The 22,357-nt window shown below is 64.2% G+C and carries 4 protein-coding genes and 1 tRNA gene; all 5 read left to right on the top strand.

Annotation, left to right across the window (positions count from 1 at the left end; translation table 11 throughout):
* Positions 1-29: 29 nt before the first annotated feature.
* Positions 30-668, top strand: a complete 639-nt coding sequence (locus tag M9799_RS01755) for a response regulator transcription factor (protein ID WP_231044475.1) — start codon at positions 30-32, stop codon at positions 666-668.
* 204 nt (positions 669-872) lie between these two features.
* Positions 873-19,259: a VCBS domain-containing protein gene (locus M9799_RS01750; protein WP_263725581.1), complete on the top strand. Its 18,387-nt coding sequence runs from the start codon at positions 873-875 to the stop codon at positions 19,257-19,259.
* A gap of 188 nt (positions 19,260-19,447) precedes the next feature.
* Positions 19,448-20,155 (top strand): transglutaminase-like cysteine peptidase, encoded by a 708-nt coding sequence (locus tag M9799_RS01745; protein ID WP_231042727.1) that lies wholly within the window; start codon positions 19,448-19,450, stop codon positions 20,153-20,155.
* Between the two features lie 10 nt (positions 20,156-20,165).
* A complete protein-coding gene (locus M9799_RS01740) occupies positions 20,166-22,142 on the top strand; it encodes a bifunctional diguanylate cyclase/phosphodiesterase (RefSeq protein ID WP_231042690.1) in 1,977 nt (658 codons plus the stop codon).
* 69 nt (positions 22,143-22,211) lie between these two features.
* Positions 22,212-22,288 (top strand) — tRNA-Val (locus M9799_RS01735).
* Positions 22,289-22,357 lie beyond the last annotated feature (69 nt).

Raw genomic sequence — 22,357 nt, 5'->3', positions numbered from 1 at the left:
ACGTGCAAAGTCCCTTGCCAGATAACCGTATGAATGCATTGCCGGTGCTGATGCTGACCCAGGACGCCGCGCTGTGGCATGGCTGGCAGCGGATTGCCGGCCCCCAGTGGCTGCCGGCGCGCGGCCAGCGCCTGGCCGACCTGCAGCGCTGGACGCAGCAGGGCCGCAGCCTGGTGGTGCTCGATGCCGCGCTGCCCCAGCTGCCGGCAGCCGGCGATGCGCAGTGGAGCGCACTGCTGCAGGACGCGAGGGTCCTGGTGCTGAGCAACCGCCCGAGCGATGAGGAGGGGCGCCAGCTGCTGGCCAAGGGCGCTTGCGGTTATGGGCATGCGCAGTCCAGTGCCGAAACGCTCTCGCAGATGCTGCAGAGCATGGCGGGCGGCAACATCTGGATGGGGCGCTCGCTGCTGCAGCGCCTGCTGCGCGATGTGGATGCGCGCCTGCCCGAGCCCCGGAACCACTGGGCCGTGGCGTTGTCTCCGCGCGAGCAGGAGGTGGCGCGCTATGCCTCGCTGGGCGAGAGCAACGCGGAGATTGCCGCTCGCATGTCGATCAGCGAGCGCACGGTGCGCGCGCATCTGTCGGCGGTCTTCGAGAAGCTGCAGGTCAGCGACCGCCTGATGCTGGCACTCAAGGTGCACGGCATAGGGCGTCAGCAGACGGCCTGAACGCGCGCGCTGGAATTTCTTCTTTGGAACCCAAGCCCGGCTTATGCGGCGCTTGGGTTTTTTCGTTCCAGGCCCACGAAGCTGCGTGTATTGGCCGCGACGCCAATAGCGCAACTGTAGGCCCACACCTACTATTCATCCAAATATGGGAGAAGTGCCGACCGCCTGGCGCTTCCCCGGTTCCTACTGGAGTTTCAGAGCACCATGGCCGCAGCACAAACCGTTCTCGTCACGCAACTCACCGGACAAGCCTGGATCCGGGGCACCGACGGCAGCCTCACCCCGATCCATGAAGGCATGCGCATTCCCGCGGACGCGGTGATCGTGACCTCCTCGGGCGGCTCGGTGCAGCTGCAGGCCGACGGCCAGCCGCCGCTGATCGTGGGTGAGAACCAGGAGCTGGTGCTGACTGCGGACCTGGTGAATCCGCCGCTGCCGCAGGAAGCCGCGGTCGCTGCACCGGTGCCCGCCGAGATCGACCAGATCATCGCGGCCATCAATGCCGGCCAGGATCCGTTCGAGCAGCTCGACCCCACCGCCGCAACGCTGGGCGGCGGCAGCGAGGGCGGCAGCACCTTCGTGCGCCTGGCCCGTATCCTGGAAAGCACTTCGCCCCTGGCGCTGGCCTTCGACACGCCCACCGCCACGGCCACCGAAGTCCCGCTTTTCAGCGGCGCGGCCGAAGTTCAGGACGATGGGCAGGACGCCGCGCAGCCGGCTCCGGCGCCGGCCACGCCCCAGGCCAATGCCGATGCCGGTTCGGTGCTGGAAGATGCCGCCCAGCCGCTGCTGGGCAACGTGCTGGCCAACGACACGCTGGGCGCGGGCACCCTGGCCGAGCACCAGGTGGCATTGGCGGGCAACGGCCGGGGCCAGTATGGCCAGATCACGCTGAATGCCGACGGCAGCTACAGCTATCAACTCGACAATTCGCTGCCATCGGTGCAGTCCCTTGCCGCGGGCGAAACGGCCACCGAAAGCTTCACCTACACGCTGGTCGACGCCAACGGCGTCAGCTCTTCCGGCAGCCTGACCGTGACCATCGTCGGCACCAACGATGCGCCCGTGCTGTCGGGCCAGGTGGCCATCGTGGTGTCGGAAGACCAGGCCACACCGGTGACCGGCCAGCTGACGGTGACCGATGTCGATGCCAGCGACACCCATATCTGGACCGTGGCCAACGGCGGCCAAGGCCAGTATGGCAATTTCACGGTGGACCAGACCGGCCGCTGGACCTATGTGCCAGGCGCCGGCAATGCGGATGTGCAGGGCCTCACGGCCGGCCAGCAGCTCACCGACACCATCACCGTCACCGTGAGCGACGGCCAGGGCGGCACGGCCACGCAGACCGTCACTGTGACCATCGAAGGCGCGGATGACGGCGCGGTGGTTGTTCCGGCTACCCCTGGCTCCGATCTGGGCTCGGTGACCGAAGACGGCACGCTGACCACCCGCGGCAAGCTCAATGTCACTGATCCCGATGCGGGCCAGGCAGTGTTCGTTGCGCAGAACGTTGCGACGACCTACGGCCAGTTCATCATCGGCACCGATGGCACCTGGACCTATACGCTGAACAATGACAACCCCGCCGTTCAGGCACTGGGCGCTGGCCAGACCCTGACCGAGACGCATGAAGTGCGCACGGCAGATGGCACCACGGCCAACGTTGTGATCACCATCAATGGCACCAATGACGTGCCGACGCTGGGCACCGGCGTGGCTTCCGTCACCGAAGATGTGGCGGTGAGCAATGGCCAGTTGGTGACTTCGGGTTCTGTCACGATTACAGACATCGATGCGGGCCAGAGCAGCTTCCAGCCTGCTGCCGTGTTCAACGGCACGGACACGGCACTGGGCACGCTGGTGTTCAATACCGATGGTAGCTACAGCTACTCGGTCGACAACAGCAAGGTGCAATACCTCAAGACCGGTGAATCGGTGGTGGAAACCTATACCGTCACCAGCATCGATGGCTCGGCCAGCACGACCATCAGCATCACCATCAATGGCGCAGATGACGGCGCTGTGATTGTTCCGGCTACCCCTGGCTCAGATCTGGGCTCGGTGACCGAAGACGGCACGCTGACCACCAGCGGCAAGCTGAATGTGACGGATCCCGACGCCGGCCAGTCGGTGTTCGTTGCGCAGAACGTTGCGACGACCTACGGCCAGTTCATCATCGGCACCGATGGCACCTGGACCTATACGCTGAACAATGACAACCCCGCAGTGCAGGCACTGGGCGCTGGTCAGACCCTGACCGAGACGCATGAAGTGCGCACGGCCGATGGCACCACGGCCAATGTCGCGATCACCATCAATGGCACCAATGACGTTCCGACGTTGGGCACTGGTGTGGCTTCCGTCATCGAAGATGTGGCGGTGAGCAATGGCCAACTCGTGACTTCGGGCGTGGTGTCCATCAGCGATATCGACGGCGGCCAGAACAGCTTTCAGCCGACTGCCGTGTTCAACGGCACGGGTTCTGCACTGGGCACGCTGGTGTTCAATACCGACGGCACTTACAGCTACTCGGTCGACAACAGCAAGGTGCAATACCTCAAGACCGGTGAATCGGTGGTGGAAACGTACACCGTCACCAGCATCGACGGCTCGGCCAGCACGACCATCAGCATCACGATCAATGGCGCTGACGATGGGGCGGTGATCGTCCCCGGCGTTCCCGGTGGCGATGTGGGTTCTGTGACTGAAGACGGTGCGCTGTCGACCAGCGGCAAGCTCAATGTCACTGAACCCGACGCCGGCCAAGCGGTGTTCGTTGCGCAGAATGTCACGACGACCTACGGCCAGTTCACTATTAGCACCGATGGCGCCTGGACTTACCAGCTGAACAACGACAACCCCGCAGTGCAGGCACTGGGCGCCGGCCAGACCCTGACGGAAACGCGTGAAGTGCGCACGGCCGATGGCACGACGGCCAATGTGGTTATCACCATCAATGGCACCAATGACGTGCCCACATTGGGCACGGGTGTGGCTTCGGTAACGGAAGACGTTGCGGTGGCCAATGGCCAACTCGTGGCTTCGGGCGTGGTGTCCATCAGCGATATCGACGGCGGCCAGAACAGCTTCCAGCCTGCTGCCGTGTTCAATGGCACCGGTACAGCCCTGGGCACGCTGGTGTTCAATACCGACGGCACTTACAGCTACTCGGTCGACAACAGCAAGGTGCAATACCTCAAGACCGGTGAATCGGTGGTGGAAACGTACACCGTCACCAGCATCGACGGCTCGGCCAGCACGACCATCAGCATCACGATCAATGGCGCAGATGACGGCGCGGTGATTGTTCCGGCAACGCCCGGCTCAGATCTGGGCTCGGTGACCGAAGACAGCACGCTGACCACCAGCGGCAAGCTCAATGTGGTGGATCCCGATGCAGGCCAGGCGGTGTTCGTTGCGCAGAACGTTGCGACGACCTACGGCCAGTTCATCATCGGCACCGGTGGCACCTGGACCTATACGCTGAACAATGACAACCCCGCAGTGCAGGCACTGGGCGCTGGTCAGACCCTGACCGAGACGCATGAAGTGCGCACGGCCGATGGCACCACGGCCAATGTCGTGATCACCATCAATGGCACCAACGACGTTCCGACGCTGGGCACTGGTGTGGCTTCCGTCACCGAAGACGTTGCGGTGAGCAATGGCCAGCTGGTGACTTCGGGCGTGGTGTCCATCAGCGATATCGACGGCGGCCAGAACAGCTTTCAGCCGACTGCCGTGTTCAACGGCACGGGTTCTGCACTGGGCACGCTGGTGTTCAATACCGACGGCACTTACAGCTACTCGGTCGACAACAGCAAGGTGCAATACCTCAAGACCGGTGAATCGGTGGTGGAAACGTACACCGTCACCAGCATCGACGGCTCGGCCAGCACGACCATCAGCATCACGATCAATGGCGCTGACGATGGGGCGGTGATCGTCCCCGGCGTTCCCGGTGGCGATGTGGGTTCTGTGACTGAAGACGGTGCGCTGTCGACCAGCGGCAAGCTCAATGTCACTGAACCCGACGCCGGCCAAGCGGTGTTCGTTGCGCAGAATGTCACGACGACCTACGGCCAGTTCACTATTAGCACCGATGGCGCCTGGACTTACCAGCTGAACAACGACAACCCCGCAGTGCAGGCACTGGGCGCCGGCCAGACCCTGACGGAAACGCGTGAAGTGCGCACGGCCGATGGCACGACGGCCAATGTGGTTATCACCATCAATGGCACCAATGACGTGCCCACATTGGGCACGGGTGTGGCTTCGGTAACGGAAGACGTTGCGGTGGCCAATGGCCAACTCGTGGCTTCGGGCGTGGTGTCCATCAGCGATATCGACGGCGGCCAGAACAGCTTCCAGCCTGCTGCCGTGTTCAATGGCACCGGTACAGCCCTGGGCACGCTGGTGTTCAATACCGACGGCACTTACAGCTACTCGGTCGACAACAGCAAGGTGCAATACCTCAAGACCGGTGAATCGGTGGTGGAAACGTACACCGTCACCAGCATCGACGGCTCGGCCAGCACGACCATCAGCATCACGATCAATGGCGCAGATGACGGTGCAGTGATTGTTCCGGCTACCCCGGGCTCCGATCTGGGCTCGGTGACCGAAGACGGCACGCTGACCACCAGCGGCAAGCTGAATGTGACCGATCCCGACGCAGGCCAGGCGGTGTTCGTTGTGCAGAACGTTGCAACGACCTATGGCCAGTTCACCATCGGCACCGATGGCACCTGGACCTATACGCTGAACAATGACAACCCCGCCGTTCAGGCACTGGGCGCTGGTCAGACCCTGACGGAAACGCGTGAAGTGCGCACGGCAGATGGCACGACGGCCAATGTCGTGATCACCATCAATGGCACCAATGACGTGCCGACGCTGGGCACCGGCGTGGCTTCCGTCACCGAAGATGTGGCGGTGAGCAATGGCCAGTTGGTGACTTCGGGTTCTGTCACGATTACAGACATCGATGCGGGCCAGAACAGCTTCCAGGCCGCTGCCGTGTTCAATGGCACGGGCACGGCACTGGGCACTCTGGTGTTTAACACCGACGGCAGCTACAGCTACTCGGTCGACAACAGCAAGGTGCAATACCTCAAGACCGGTGAATCGGTGGTGGAAACCTATACCGTCACCAGCATCGATGGCTCGGCCAGCACGACCATCAGCATCACGATCAATGGCGCAGATGACGGCGCGGTGATTGTTCCGGCAACGCCCGGCTCAGATCTGGGCTCGGTGACCGAAGACAGCACGCTGACCACCAGCGGCAAGCTCAATGTGGTGGATCCCGATGCAGGCCAGGCGGTGTTCGTTGCGCAGAACGTTGCGACGACCTACGGCCGGTTCACCATCGGCACCGATGGCACCTGGACCTATACGCTGAACAATGACAACCCCGCAGTGCAGGCACTGGGCGCTGGTCAGACCCTGACCGAGACGCATGAAGTGCGCACGGCCGATGGCACGACGGCCAATGTGGTTATCACCATCAATGGCACCAACGACGTGCCCACATTGGGCACGGGTGTGGCTTCGGTGGCGGAAGACGTTGCGGTGAGCAATGGCCAACTCGTGACTTCGGGCGTGGTGTCCATCAGCGATATCGACGCCGGCGAGAACAGCTTCCAGCCCGCTGCCGTGTTCAATGGCACGGGTACGGCGCTGGGCACGCTGGTGTTCAACACCGATGGTAGCTACAGCTACTCGGTCGATAACAGCAAGGTCCAGTACCTCAAGACAGGCCAGTCGGTTGTTGAAACCTACACCGTCACCAGCGTCGATGGCTCGGCAACGACCACCATCGCTATCACCATCAATGGCGCTGATGACGGTGCGGTGATTGTTCCGGCAACCCCTGGTTCCGACCGTGGCACGGTGACCGAAGACGGCCAGCTCACCACCAGCGGCAAGCTGAATGTGACGGATCCCGATGCGGGCCAGGCGGCGTTCACGCCGCAAACCAATGCGGCCGGTACCCATGGCAGCTTCTCGATCGATGCCAGCGGCAACTGGAGCTATGCGCTAAACAACAGCGACAGCGCGGTTCAGCAGCTGGGCGCCAATGAAACGCTGACAGAGCGATTCACGGTCACGACCATCGATGGCACCACCGCCATCGTCACCGTAACCATTCAAGGTACCAACGACATCCCGGTTCTGTCCGGCGAACTCACGGGCACCGTGACCGAAGACGGCACGCAGACTGCCAACGGGCAGCTGAGCACCAGCGATGTCGATGCCAACGACACCCATAGCTACAGCGTGATCGGCAGCGCCACTGGCACCTATGGCAGCTTCAGCGTCGACAGCACCGGCAAGTGGACTTACCAGCTCGACAACGCCGCAGCGCAGGCACTCAAGGCTGGCGACACGCGTACCGAGACCTATACGGTCCAGGTCAGCGACGGCCATGGCGGCACCGACACCCAGTCGGTGACGGTGACCATCAACGGCAGCGATGACGGCGCCGTGGTGACGCCTGCGACGCCGGGTTCCGACCGTGGCACCGTGACCGAAGACGGCCAGCTCACCACCAGCGGCAAGCTGAATGTGACGGATCCCGATGCGGGCCAGGCGGCGTTCACGCCGCAAACCAATGCGGCCGGTACCCATGGCAGCTTCTCGATCGATGCCGACGGCAACTGGAGCTATGCGCTGAACAACAGCGACAGCGCGGTTCAGCAGTTGGGCGCCAATGAAACGCTGACAGAGCGATTCACGGTCACGACCATCGATGGCACCACCGCCATCGTCAGCGTGACCATTCAAGGTACCAACGACATCCCGGTTCTGTCTGGCGAACTCACGGGCACCGTGACCGAAGACGGCACGCAGACTGCCAACGGGCAGCTGAGCACCAGCGATGTCGATGCCAACGACACCCATAGCTACAGCGTGATCGGCAGCGCCACTGGCACCTATGGCAGCTTCAGCGTCGACAGCACCGGCAAGTGGACTTACCAGCTCGACAACGCCGCAGCGCAGGCACTCAAGGCTGGCGACACGCGTACCGAGACCTATACGGTCCAGGTCAGCGACGGCCATGGCGGCACCGACACCCAGTCGGTGACGGTGACCATCAATGGCAGCGATGACGGCGCCGTGGTGACGCCTGCGACGCCGGGTTCCGACCGTGGCACCGTGACCGAAGACGGCCAGCTCACCACCAGCGGCAAGCTGAATGTGGTGGATCCCGATGCGGGCCAGGCAGCGTTCACGCCCGTGACAGGCCAGGCTGGCAACCATGGCAGCTTCTCGATCGACGCCAGCGGCAACTGGAGCTATGCGCTGAACAACAGCGACAGCGCGGTTCAGCAGTTGGGCGCCAATGAAACGCTGACAGAGCGATTCACGGTCACGACCATCGATGGCACCACCGCCATCGTCAGCGTGACCATTCAAGGTACCAACGACATCCCGGTTCTGTCCGGCGAACTCACGGGCACCGTGACCGAAGACGGCACGCAGACTGCCAACGGCCAGCTGAGCACCAGCGATGTCGATGCCAACGACACGCATAGCTATGCCGTCGTTGGCAGCGCCACCGGCACCTACGGCAGCTTCAGCGTCGACAGCACCGGCAAGTGGACTTACCAGCTGGACAATGCCGCAGCGCAGGCGCTCAAGGCTGGCGACACGCGTACCGAGACCTATACGGTCCAGGTCAGCGACGGCCACGGCGGCACCGACACCCAGTCGGTGACGGTGACCATCAATGGCAGCGATGACGGCGCCGTGGTGACGCCTGCAACCCCTGGCTCCGACGGTGGCACGGTGACCGAAGACGGCACGCTGACTACCAGTGGCAAGCTGAATGTGACGGATCCCGATGCGGGCCAGGCGGCGTTCACGCCGCAAACCAATGCGGCCGGTACCCATGGCAGCTTCTCGATCGATGCCAGCGGCAACTGGAGCTATGCGCTAAACAACAGCGACAGCGCGGTTCAGCAACTGGGTGCCAATGAAACGCTGACAGAGCGATTCACGGTCACGACCATCGATGGCACCACCGCCATCGTGACTGTGACCATTCAGGGCACCAACGACATCCCGGTTCTGTCCGGCGAACTCACGGGCACCGTGACCGAAGACGGCACGCAGACTGCCAACGGGCAGCTGAGCACCAGCGATGTCGATGCCAATGACACCCATAGCTACAGCGTGATCGGCAGCGCCACTGGCACCTACGGCAGCTTCAGCGTCGACAGCACCGGCAAGTGGACTTACCAGCTCGACAATGCCGCAGCGCAGGCACTCAAGGCTGGCGACACGCGTACCGAGACCTATCAGGTCCAGGTCAGCGACGGCCATGGCGGCACCGACACCCAGTCGGTGACGGTGACCATCAATGGCAGCGATGACGGCGCCGTGGTGACGCCTGCAACCCCTGGCTCCGACGGTGGCACGGTGACCGAAGACGGCACGCTGACTACCAGTGGCAAGCTGAATGTGACGGATCCCGATGCGGGCCAGGCGGCGTTCACGCCGCAAACCAATGCGGCCGGTACCCATGGCAGCTTCTCGATCGATGCCAGCGGCAACTGGGGCTATGCGCTGAACAACAGCGACAGCGCGGTTCAGCAGCTGGGTGCCAATGAAACGCTGACAGAGCGCTTCACGGTCACGACCATCGATGGCACCACCGCCATCGTCACCGTGACCATTCAGGGTACCAACGACATTCCGGTTCTGTCTGGCGAACTCACGGGTACCGTGACCGAAGACGGCACGCAGACTGCCAACGGGCAGCTGAGCACCAGCGATGTCGATGCCAACGACACCCATAGCTACAGCGTGATCGGCAGCGCCACTGGCACCTATGGCAGCTTCAGCGTCGACAGCACCGGCAAGTGGACCTACCAGCTCGACAACGCCGCAGCGCAGGCGCTCAAGGCTGGCGACACGCGTACCGAGACCTATACGGTCCAGGTCAGCGACGGCCATGGCGGCACCGACACCCAGTCGGTGACGGTGACCATCAATGGCAGCGATGACGGCGCCGTGGTGACACCTGCAACCCCTGGCTCCGACGGTGGCACGGTGACCGAAGACGGCCAGCTCACCACCAGCGGCAAGCTGAATGTGGTGGACCCCGATGCAGGGCAGGCGGCGTTCACGCCGCAAACCAATGCGGCCGGTACACATGGCAGCTTCTCGATCGATGCCGACGGCAACTGGAGCTACGCCCTGAACAACAGCGACAGCGCGGTTCAGCAGCTGGGCGCCAATGAAACGCTGACAGAGCGCTTCACGGTCACGACCATCGATGGCACCACCGCCATCGTCACCGTGACCATTCAGGGTACCAACGACATTCCGGTTCTGTCCGGCGAACTCACGGGCACCGTGACCGAAGACGGCACGCAGACTGCCAACGGCCAGCTGAGCACCAGCGATGTCGATGCCAACGACACCCATAGCTATGCCGTCGTTGGCAGCGCCACCGGCACCTACGGCAGCTTCAGCGTCGACAGCACCGGCAAGTGGACTTACCAGCTCGACAATGCCGCAGCGCAGGCACTCAAGGCTGGCGACACGCGTACCGAGACCTATCAGGTCCAGGTCAGCGACGGCCATGGCGGCACCGACACCCAGTCGGTGACGGTGACCATCAATGGCAGCGATGACGGCGCCGTGGTGACACCTGCAACCCCTGGCTCCGACGGTGGCACGGTGACCGAAGACGGCACGCTGACTACCAGTGGCAAGCTGAATGTGGTGGACCCCGATGCAGGCCAGGCGGCGTTCACGCCGCAAACCAATGCGGCCGGTACATATGGCAGCTTCTCGATCGATGCCGACGGCAACTGGGGCTATGCACTGAACAACAGCGACAGCGCGGTTCAGCAGCTGGGCGCCAATGAAACGCTGACCGAGCGCTTCACGGTCACCACCATCGATGGCACCACCGCCATCGTCAGCGTGACCATTCAAGGTACCAACGACATCCCGGTTCTGTCTGGCGAACTCACGGGCACCGTGACCGAAGACGGCACGCAGACTGCCAACGGGCAGCTGAGCACCAGCGATGTCGATGCCAACGACACGCATAGCTATGCCGTCGTTGGCAGCGCCACCGGCACCTACGGCAGCTTCAGCGTCGACAGCACTGGCAAGTGGACCTACCAGCTGGACAACGCCGCAGCGCAGGCGCTCAAGGCTGGCGACACGCGTACCGAGACCTACCAGGTGCAGGTCAGCGATGGCAATGGCGGCACCGATACCAAGGACATCACCGTCACCATTCTTGGTGCCGATGACGGCGCCGTGGTCACGCCAGCCGCTCCAGGTTCCGACCGTGGTACGGTGACCGAAGACGGCCAGCTCACAACCAGCGGCAAGCTGAATGTGGTGGACCCCGATGCGGGGCAGGCAGCGTTCATGCCGCAAACCAATGCGGCCGGTACACATGGCAGCTTCTCGATCGACGCCAACGGCAACTGGGGCTATGCACTGAACAACAGCGACAGCGCGGTTCAGCAACTGGGCGCCAATGAAACGCTGACAGAGCGATTCACGGTCACGACCATCGATGGCACCACCGCCATCGTCACCGTGACCATTCAGGGCACCAATGACATCCCGGTTCTGTCCGGCGAACTCACGGGCACCGTGACCGAAGACGGCACGCAGACTGCCAACGGGCAGTTGAGCACCAGCGATGTCGATGCCAACGACACGCATAGCTATGCCGTCGTTGGCAGCGCCACCGGCACCTACGGCAGCTTCAGCGTCGACAGCACCGGCAAGTGGACCTACCAGCTCGACAACGCCGCAGCGCAGGCGCTCAAGGCTGGCGACACGCGTACCGAGACCTACCAGGTGCAGGTCAGCGATGGCAATGGCGGCACCGATACCAAGGACATTACCGTCACCATCCTTGGTGCCGATGACGGCGCCGTGGTCACGCCAGCCGCTCCAGGTTCCGACCGTGGTACGGTGACCGAAGACAGCCAGCTCACCACCAGCGGCAAGCTCAATGTGACGGATCCCGATGCGGGCCAGGCAGCGTTCACGCCCGTGACAGGCCAGGCTGGCAACCATGGCAGCTTCTCGATCGATGCCAACGGCAACTGGAGCTACGCACTGAACAACAGCGACAGCGCGGTTCAGCAACTGGGCGCCAATGAAACGCTGACCGAGACCTTTGAAGTCACGACCATCGATGGCACCACCGCCATCGTCACCGTGACCATTCAGGGCACCAACGACATTCCGGTTCTGTCCGGCGAACTCACGGGTACCGTGACCGAAGACGGCACGCAGACTGCCAACGGGCAGCTGAGCACCAGCGATGTCGATGCCAACGACACGCATAGCTATGCCGTCGTTGGCAGCGCCACCGGCACCTACGGCAGCTTCAGCGTCGACAGCACTGGCAAGTGGACCTACCAGCTGGACAACGCCGCAGCGCAGGCGCTCAAGGCGGGCGACACGCGTACCGAGACCTACCAGGTCCAGGTCAGCGACGGCCATGGCGGCACCGACACCCAGTCGGTGACGGTGACCATCAACGGCAGCGATGACGGCGCCGTGGTGACGCCTGCGACGCCGGGCTCCGACCGTGGCATCGTGACCGAAGACGGCACATTGAACACCAGCGGCAAGCTGAATGTGGTGGACCCCGATGCCGGCCAGGCGGCGTTCACGCCGCAAACCAATGCGGCTGGTACACATGGCAGTTTCTCGATCGACGCCAACGGCAACTGGGGCTATGCGCTGAACAACAGCGACAGCGCGGTTCAGCAGCTGGGCGCCAATGAAACGCTGACAGAGCGATTCACGGTCACGACCATCGATGGCACCACCGCCATCGTCACCGTAACCATTCAAGGTACCAACGACATCCCGGTTCTGTCCGGCGAACTCACGGGCACCGTGACCGAAGACGGCATGCAGACTGCCAACGGGCAGCTGAGCACCAGCGATGTCGATGCCAATGACACGCATAGCTATGCCGTCGTTGGCAGCGCCACTGGTACCTACGGCAGCTTCAACGTCGACAGCACCGGCAAGTGGACTTACACACTGGACAGCGCCGCAGCGCAGGCGCTCAAGGCTGGCGACACGCGTACCGAGACCTACCAGGTGCAGGTCAGCGATGGCAATGGCGGCACCGACACCCAGTCGGTGACGGTGACCATCAACGGCAGCGATGACGGCGCCGTGGTGACGCCTGCGACGCCGGGTTCCGACCGTGGCACCGTGACCGAAGACGGCCAGCTCACCACCAGCGGCAAGCTCGATGTGGTGGACCCCGATGCCGGCCAGGCGGCGTTCACGCCGCAAACCAATGCGGCCGGTACACATGGCAGCTTCTCGATCGATGCCGACGGCAACTGGAGCTACGCCCTGAACAACAGCGACAGCGCGGTTCAGCAGCTGGGCGCCAATGAAACGCTGACAGAGCGCTTCACGGTCACGACCATCGATGGCACCACCGCCATCGTCACCGTGACCATTCAGGGTACCAACGACATTCCGGTTCTGTCCGGCGAACTCACGGGCACCGTGACCGAAGACGGCACGCAGACTGCCAACGGCCAGCTGAGCACCAGCGATGTCGATGCCAACGACACCCATAGCTATGCCGTCGTTGGCAGCGCCACCGGCACCTACGGCAGCTTCAGCGTCGACAGCACCGGCAAGTGGACTTACCAGCTCGACAATGCCGCAGCGCAGGCACTCAAGGCTGGCGACACGCGTACCGAGACCTATCAGGTCCAGGTCAGCGACGGCCATGGCGGCACCGACACCCAGTCGGTGACGGTGACCATCAATGGCAGCGATGACGGCGCCGTGGTGACACCTGCAACCCCTGGCTCCGACGGTGGCACGGTGACCGAAGACGGCACGCTGACTACCAGTGGCAAGCTGAATGTGGTGGACCCCGATGCAGGCCAGGCGGCGTTCACGCCGCAAACCAATGCGGCCGGTACACATGGCAGCTTCTCGATCGATGCCGACGGCAACTGGAGCTACGCCCTGAACAACAGCGACAGCGCGGTTCAGCAGCTGGGCGCCAATGAAACGCTGACAGAGCGCTTCACGGTCACGACCATCGATGGCACCACCGCCATCGTCACCGTGACCATTCAAGGCACCAACGACATCCCGGTTCTGTCTGGTGAACTCACGGGCACTGTGACAGAAGACGGCACGCAGACTGCCAACGGGCAGCTGAGCACCAGCGATGTCGATGCCAACGACACCCATAGCTACAGCGTGATCGGCAGCGCCACTGGCACCTATGGCAGCTTCAACGTCGACAGCACCGGCAAGTGGACTTACACACTGGACAACGCCGCAGCGCAGGCGCTCAAGGCTGGCGACACGCGTACCGAGACCTATACGGTCCAGGTCAGCGATGGCCATGGCGGTACCGATACCAAGTCGGTGACGGTGACCATCAATGGCAGCGACGACCGCGCCGTGGTGACGCCTGCGACGCCTGGTTCCGACCGTGGCACGGTGACCGAAGACGGCCAGCTCACCACCAGCGGCAAGCTGAATGTGGTGGATCCGGATGCCGGCCAGGCCGTGTTCGTGGCGCAAAACAATGTCACGGCCACCTATGGCAAATTCGGCATCGACGCCAGCGGCAACTGGAAATACGAGCTGAACAACAGCCATGCCGCAGTGCAGGCCCTGGGCGCCGGCAAGACGCTGACCGAGACACGTGAGGTCACCACGGCCGACGGCACCAAGTCCAGCGTCGTGATCACCATCCAGGGCACCAACGACGTGCCCACGCTGACCGGAAGCATGAAATCGCTGTCCGAAGATGGAGAAACGGTGCAAGGCAAGCTGCAGACCTCGGGTGTGGTCGCGATCTCCGATGTCGATGCCGGCGAGAGCAGCTTCAGGCCCGGCGCAGCCTTCACCAGCAGCACCGCCACCAATGGCGCGCAGCTGGGCACGCTGGTGTTCGACACCAACGGCAGCTACAGCTACTCGGTGGACAGCAGCAAGGTCCAGTACCTCAAAGCCGGAGAGTCGGTGGTGGAGACCTATACCGTCACCAGCCTGGATGGTTCGGCAACGACCACCATCCAGATCACCATCGACGGTTCCGATGATGGCGCCGTCGTCACCGGCGACGACATTGCTGCCCTCAAGGAAGATACCAAGACCGATGCCAGCGGCAAGCTGAGCGTCACCGACGCCGATGCCGGCCAGTCCTTCTTTGCCGAGCAGCGCGACGTGTCGGTTCAGTATGGCAAGTTCACCATCACCAGGGATGGCAACTGGACCTACCGCCTGAACAACGAGGACCCGGTCATTCAGCGCCTGGGCGAAGGCCAGCGCCTGACCGAGACCGTCACCGTGCGCACGGCCGATGGCACGCCGGCACAGGTCTATGTGACCATCACCGGCACCAACGACCTGCCGCAGCTGAGCCAGGCGGACAAGACGATCACCGAGAATCCCAACGCGGCTGGCGGTGTTCTGACGGTAGTCGATTCGCTGACCATCACCGACGCGGACGAGGGCCAGGCCAAGTTCCAGTCAGGCGCAGTGTTGAGCCGGGTGGAAGGCTCGGTGCTCGCTGCCAACACGGCATTGGGTGTGCTCACGTTCAATGCCGATGGCAGCTATCGTTACTCGGTCGACAACAGCAAGGTGGACTATCTGAAGACCGGCGAGTCGGTGGTGGAGACCTATACGGTCACCAGCTTCGATCGCACCACGACCAGCACCATCGTCATCCGCATCCAGGGCGCGGATTCCGGCGCGGTGATCACGCCCGCCACCCCGGGCTCCGACAAGGGCTCCGTGACCGAGGACGGCCAACTGGTTGCCAGCGGCAAGCTGGATGTCGTCGATCCCGATGCCGGACAGGCAGTGTTTGTGGCGCAGAACAACGTCACGACCACCTATGGCAAGTTCAGCATCGACGCCAGCGGCAACTGGAGGTACGAGCTGAACAACAGCAACGCAGCGGTGCAGGCACTGGGTGCCGGTCAGGTCCTGACCGAGACGCGTGAGGTCGTCACGGCCGACGGCACCAGGTCCAGCGTCGTGATCACCATCAACGGCACCAATGACATCCCGTCGCTGGGCACGGCCACGGGCGCGGTGAAGGAAGACGTGGGCGTGGTCGGCGGCAAGCTGGTCACCTCGGGATCGGTCACGATCTCCGATGTCGATACCGGCGAGAGCAGCTTCAAGGCCGGCGCCGCCTTCACCGGCAGCACCGCGGCCAATGGAGCGCAGCTGGGCACGCTGGTGTTCGGCACCGACGGCACCTACAGCTATTCGGTCGACAACAGCAAGGTCCAGTACCTCAAGACCGGCGAATCGGTGGTGGAGACGTACACCGTCACCAGCAAGGACAACTCCGCCAGCACGACCATCACCATCACCATCCACGGCACCGACGATGGCGCGGTGATCAGGCCCGCCACCCCCGGCTCCGACAAGGGCTCGGTGACCGAGGACGGCCAGCTGGCTGCCAGCGGCAAGCTGGATGTCGTCGATCCCGATGCCGGCCAGGCCGTGTTCGTGGCGCAGAAGAATGCCACGACCACCTATGGCACTTTCAGCATCGACACCCAGGGCAACTGGACCTACACGCTGAACAATGCCAATCCGGTGGTGCAGGCCCTGGGCGCTGGTCAGGTCCTCACCGAAACCCGCGAGGTCACCACTGCCGACGGTAGCAGGTCCAGCGTTGTGATCACCATCAACGGCACCAACGACGTTCCCACCCTGGGCACCAGCACACGCTCCGTGACGGAAGACGTGGGCGTGGTCGGCGGCAAGCTGGTCACCTCGGGATCGGTCACGATCTCCGATGTCGATAGCGGCGAGAGCAGCTTCAAGGCCGGCGCCGCCTTCACCGGCAGCACCGCGGCGAATGGAGCGCAGCTGGGCGCGCTGGTATTCAACACCGACGGCACCTACAGCTACTCGGTGGACAACAGCAAGGTCCAATACCTGAAGGCCGGCCAGTCGGTGGTGGAAACCTACACCGTGACCAGCAAGGACAACTCGGCCACGACGACCATCACCATCACCATCAACGGCGCCAACGAAGCTCCGGTGGTGCAGGCCGTGACCGCGGCGACTCCGGAGGACACGATGGTGGCCGTCGCGCTGCGTGGCACCGATGCGGACGGCAACATCGTCAGCTTCCAGATCTCCAGCCTGCCCGACGCGCGCTATGGCCTGCTGTACAAGGATGCCGCCGGCAAGGTGCTGCTGACCACGCAGGACGTGATCGCCGCAAGCAACAATGGCGCCACGGTCTACTTCAAGCCGACGCCCGACTGGAGCGGAACGACGACCTTCGGCTACAGCGCGAAGGACAACGAGGGCCTGGTTTCCGCCAGCAACGCCACGGGCACCGTCACGGTGACACCAGTGGCCGACACGCCGGTGGTGAACCTCACGGTGGGCGCGGGCTCCAACCCGGTGACGACGGTGATCGATACCACGACGGTGACGGCCACCAACACCGGTCATACCGTGACCGCCACCAATGCCGATGGCACCAAGGGCGTGGTCAGTGTCGTCACAGGCACGAATCACGACGGTTTCGGCGTGAGCGGCAACGTGGCCAACAACGGCGGCGCGGCTTCCACAGAAGTGGCCGGCAACGGCACGGTCTCCGAATCGGTGACCGTGGCCTTCAAGGTGCCGGTGACCAAGATCACCGTGCAGTTCGCCTGGCTGGCGGCCACCGAGCAGGCGCGCTACCGGATGTACGACGAGGCCGGCAAGCTGATCAAGACGGACATCATCCAGGGCCGGACCGACACGGTGGAGGAGCAGTTCACGCTCACCACGCCAGTAGGATCGACCATCGGCAAGATCGTGTTCGATGCGCCGCGCAATGGCGACGACTATCTGGTCCACAAGGTGACGTACACGACGGCAACCACCTATCCGCTGACGATCACCGCCGATCCGCGCGACCTGGACTACTCCGAGTCGATCACCCGGGTCGTCGTCGAAGTGCCGGTGGGCGTGACGCTGTCCGCGGGCACACAGGTCGATGCCACCCACTGGTCGCTGCCATTGACCAGCACCGGCAGCTACTCGGTGAACGTGGATGCCACCACCAAGGCCGTCACCATTACCGGTCTGAACATGACCGTGCCGGAGAACGTCACGGTGGGCGAGCTGAAGGTGGTGGCCACGGCCGCCGATGGCAGCAGCACGGCGGATGCGTCCTTCACCTATCGCGACGTGCCGGTGGCCAGGGACGATAAGGCGACGGCAACGTTGACCTCGACGACCACTCCAGCGAAGCAGGACACCCTGGCGGCATTCTCCAGTGGTGAAACCACCGCCTGGCGTTTCAACAGCGGCACGACGGTGGACAAGGACACCGCCAGCTTGGCGACCCAGACGGTTCTTCGTTCGGATCAGGGCAAATGGCTGACCACGTCGCTACAAGGTACGACACTGGATGCCCAGAACAGCGCGTCGAAGCTGATCTTGACGGATAACGGTGGCTCCAGCTCGACTGATGCACAGGTAGTGACGCCGGTCTACACTCCGACGGTGCAGGGAACCACGCTCCAGTTCGACGTGGTCAACGCAAGCAATATCGGCGCATACGATTCAGCGACGTGGCAACTGGTCAGGAGCACCGATGGCGGAAACACATGGACTTCGGCGCAGGTCGGCTCCCTGACAGCCGGCTCGATGGTTACGGGGCCACTGGATGCGGGTTCAAGCTATCGAATCATCCTGACGGTCAATGACCGAACCAGCTTCAACGGCAACTTCAGCGTGGAGTTCGACAACTTCGTGGCCAATGTGCCCGCGACATCCGACATCGTCTGGTCCAGCGCGGCGCTCAATGGCTCGGTCTCGGACAACGACAGCTGGGGCACGCTGGGCAACACCTCGACGCTGGCGGTGAACGTCAACGGCGCGTGGGTCAATGCGTCGGCCGGGGGCACCACCGTGGCTGGCGACTACGGCACGCTGGTCCTCAAGAGCGATGGTTCCTACACCTACACGCCGACGGCCAGCGCCGCGGGCGCGGGCAAGGTCGATCACTTCGAGTACCGGCTGACCCAGGCGGATGGCGATACCGATACCGCCAACCTGGATATCACCATCAACGCGACCGGCCCAGGTGCCGTCACCGCTTCGGCGATGTCGCGGATGGCGAGCACCGTGGAAAGCGAGAATGCGCACGAAGTGCACAGCACGTCCGGCAACGACACGCTGATCGGCACCGCGGAAGACGACCTGTTCGTCTGGCACCAGGCCGATGCCGGCACCGCCGCGCGCCCGGCCGTCGATGTGGTGAAGAACTTCGACGCCGAGGGCAACGATGTGCTGGACCTGTCGGACCTGCTGCAGGGCGAGGAGGCATCGACCGATCTGAGCAAGTTCCTGCACCTCGAGACCCGCACCGAGGCCGATGGCACGACCATCGACACGGTGCTCAAGGTGTCGACCGCGGGCACGCTCGATGCGCATGGCAACGGCTTCAACCAGCAGATCCTGATCGAGGGCGTCGATCTGACCGGCGCAAGCCACGACCAGAACGCCATGATCAAGGACCTGATCGACCAGGGCAAGCTCAAGGTCGACCAGAGCTGATGCAGGCACGGGGCAGGGCGGTTGGCGACAACCGCCCCACGGGCCGCGACGGGCGCAGAAATTGCACCCGCAGGTCCATGCGATTGGTTACAGTGGGGCGCAATCCACGCCGCTGTTCCACAACTTCCATTGGCGCCCGTGCCATGCGCCGGGTGCCGGATTCCGAGGGTGCAGTTCATTTGAGCTCTCTGCCTTGTCCACCGCCGCCACGCCCGCCGCGCCTGTCGCGCCGCGCGTGGCTGGGCTATGGCGCGGCGGTGGCGGGGCTCGGGGCGCTGCGCCAGGGCAGGGATGCGCTGGCCTTCGATTTCGACACCGGCCGGCTGCAGGCCAGCATGCAGTCGCGCTATGGCGCCAAGGGCGCGCAGGCGCTGCGGCAGTGGCTGGAGATGCTGCAGCAGCAGGCGGGCAGGCCGCTTGCGCAGCAGCTTTCCGGCGTCAACCAGTTCTGGAACCGCGCAGTGGTGCAGGCCGAGGACAGCATGCTCTGGTCGCAGCCCGACTACTGGGCGACACCCGTGGAAACGCTGGGCCGGGGCGCGGGCGACTGCGAGGATTACGTGATCGGCAAGTATTTCTCGCTGCTGCGCGTGGGCGTGCCGGCGGAGCATCTGCGGCTGATCTACGTACGCGCGCGCATGGGCGGCATCGGCAGCACGCAGAGCATCGCGCACATGGTGCTGGGCCATTACGAAACGCCGTCCGCCGAGCCGCTGGTGCTGGACAGCATGGTGGACACCATCCTTCCCGCCAGCCAGCGCAAGGACCTGACCCCGGTGTTCAGCTTCAACGCGCAGGGCGTGTATGTCGCGGGGGCGCAGCCCTCGCCAGTGGACCGCATCACGCGCTGGCGCGACCTGCTGGCACGCATGCAGCAGGAAGGTTTTTTGCCATGAGAGGCACGAGATGTCATTGTTGAAACAACTTTTGATCAGTGTCACGGTGGCCATCCTGGCCATCCTGACCGGCACGCTGGCGTTCAGCATCGGCGCCGCGCGCGAGTATCTGGACGGGCAGCTGCAGTCGGAGAGCGACAACGCCGCAGCGTCGCTGGCGCTGTCACTGTCGCAGCCGGCCAACCAGGACCCGGTCACGCGCGAGCTCTTGATGACGGCGCTGTTCGACGGCGGGCAGTTCAAGCTGATCCGCCTGGTGTCCACGCGGGGCGAGACGCTGTTCGAGCGCATGCGCCCGGACCGCGCCCCCACTTCCGGGCATGTGCGGCTGCATGCGCCCCGGTGGTTCGAGGAACTGCTGCCCCTGCGCGAGCCACGCGTGCAGCGCGCCATCAGCGACGGCTGGACCCAGGTCGGACAACTGACGCTGGAAGTCGAGGACGGCTACGCGCGCGAGGCGCTGTGGCGCAGCAGCGTGCGCATGGCGACGCTGGTGCTGGCCGCCGGCGCCGCCTGGGCGCTGTTCGTCGTGCTGCTGCTGCGCTGGTTCCGCCGGCTGCTGCAGCGCGAGATCGAGGCCCAGGTGCTGGCGATCGACAGCGGCCGCGCCGCGCCCCCTGACGCCGAGGCCGACGACCGGCCCATGGTGGCGGAGCTGATGCCGGTGGTGCGCGCCATCGCCGCGACGCGCGAGCGGGTGCAGGCCACGGCCATGGAGCAGATGGCGCGCATCGAGTCGCTGGAGCTGGAAGTCAACTGCGATCCAGTGACGAAGCTGCCCAACCGCAAGTATTTCATCAACGAACTGCGGCGCGCGCTCAGCGGCGCGGACGCAGCGGTGGCGCACGGCCATGTGATGCTGATGCGCCAGCGCGACCTGCTGGCCATCAATGCCCACATGACGCGGGCCGGCGCCGATGCCTGGCTGTCCACCGTGAGCCAGCAGATGGGCCTGGTGCTGCAGGAGCATGCCGCGGACGGCGTGCAGCTCGCGCGCCTCAACGGCTCGGACTTCGTGGTGCTGATGCCCGCGCTGGCCGGGCCGCAGGCCATGTCGCTGGTGCAGCGCATCCGCGAGGTGCTGCTGTCGATGCGCGTGACGCTGGCCGGCGGCGAGTGGTGCCGCTGGAGCTTTGCGCTGACCGACTACTCGCCCTCGAGCTCGGTCACGGGCGTGCTCTCGCGTCTTGACTTCGGACTGATGCGCGCCGAGAGCTCGGGCCAGGCAGATGTCGAGTACGTTGCCTATGGCGACGATGAAGTGGTGTCGAATACCGCGGGCGAGACCCAATGGCGACAGATGCTGGACGCGGCATTGGCAGACGCAGGCGCGCTGTCGCTGGCCGTGCAGCCGGTGACGCTCCACGGGCGTGGCGGCACGTACCAGCGCCATGAATCCTCCCTGGCGCTGCGCACCCCGGCGGGCGAGACCCTGATGGGTTCTCTGATCCTGCCGGTGGCGGTGCGCCTGGGGCTGTCGGCCGAGTTCGACCTGCGCGCCGTGGCGCTGGGCCTGGGCTGGCTGGCACAGCAGCCCGAGGCCGCCCTGGTGATCCGCATTTCGCTGCCCTCGGTGGCCCGCGACGACTTCCTGCCGCGCCTGCGCGCGCTGCTGCAGGGGCCGCTCAGCACGGCGCAGCTGCAGGGGCTGTGCCTGGAGCTCGATGCCCATGGGCTGATCGCCTATCCGCAGGAGGTCGCCGAGTTCTGCAGCGCGATGGCCCTGGCCGGCGTGGGCGTGGGATTGCGCCGCCTGGACCAGCAGCCGATGGCGCTGTCGCAGCTGCACACGCTGGCGCTGCGCTACGTCAAGCTCACGGGCGACTTCTGCGAGCAGGCGCTGCAAAGCCCCGGCGCGCTGCATCTGCTGCAGGCCATGGTGCAGACGGCGCAGGCGCTCGGCATCGATGTGGTGGTCATGGATTCGGTGGACGCCGACACCGCGCGCATGCTGCATGCGCAGTCGGCGTTGACGGTTTCTTCCTGAAGCCGGCAAATAAATGCCGGGTTTCGCTGAAGTGGCGTTTTGAGCTGCTATACTTGCGGCTTCAACGACAGGCGCGTAGCTCAGCTGGTTAGAGCACCACCTTGACATGGTGGGGGTCGTTGGTTCGAGTCCAATCGCGCCTACCAGTTAACCATTGGTGCAAAGCCTTTCAAATCCAGGATTTGAAGGGCTTTTTTGTTTGTGTCCGCGCTTTG

This window comes from Comamonas endophytica (genome assembly GCF_023634805.2).
Lineage (GTDB): Bacteria > Pseudomonadota > Gammaproteobacteria > Burkholderiales > Burkholderiaceae_C > Comamonas > Comamonas endophytica.
Note: the sequence above shows the minus strand (reverse complement) of the source record. Positions and strands in the feature narration are given on the sequence as shown.

What these genes read in the sequence shown, in the direction of transcription:
- M9799_RS01750 (WP_263725581.1), top strand. Translation starts at nt 873, where the DNA reads ATGGCCGCAGCACAAACCGTTCTCGTCACGCAACTCACCGGACAAGCC.
- M9799_RS01755 (WP_231044475.1), top strand. Translation starts at nt 30, where the DNA reads ATGAATGCATTGCCGGTGCTGATGCTGACCCAGGACGCCGCGCTGTGG.
- M9799_RS01740 (WP_231042690.1), top strand. Translation starts at nt 20,166, where the DNA reads ATGTCATTGTTGAAACAACTTTTGATCAGTGTCACGGTGGCCATCCTG.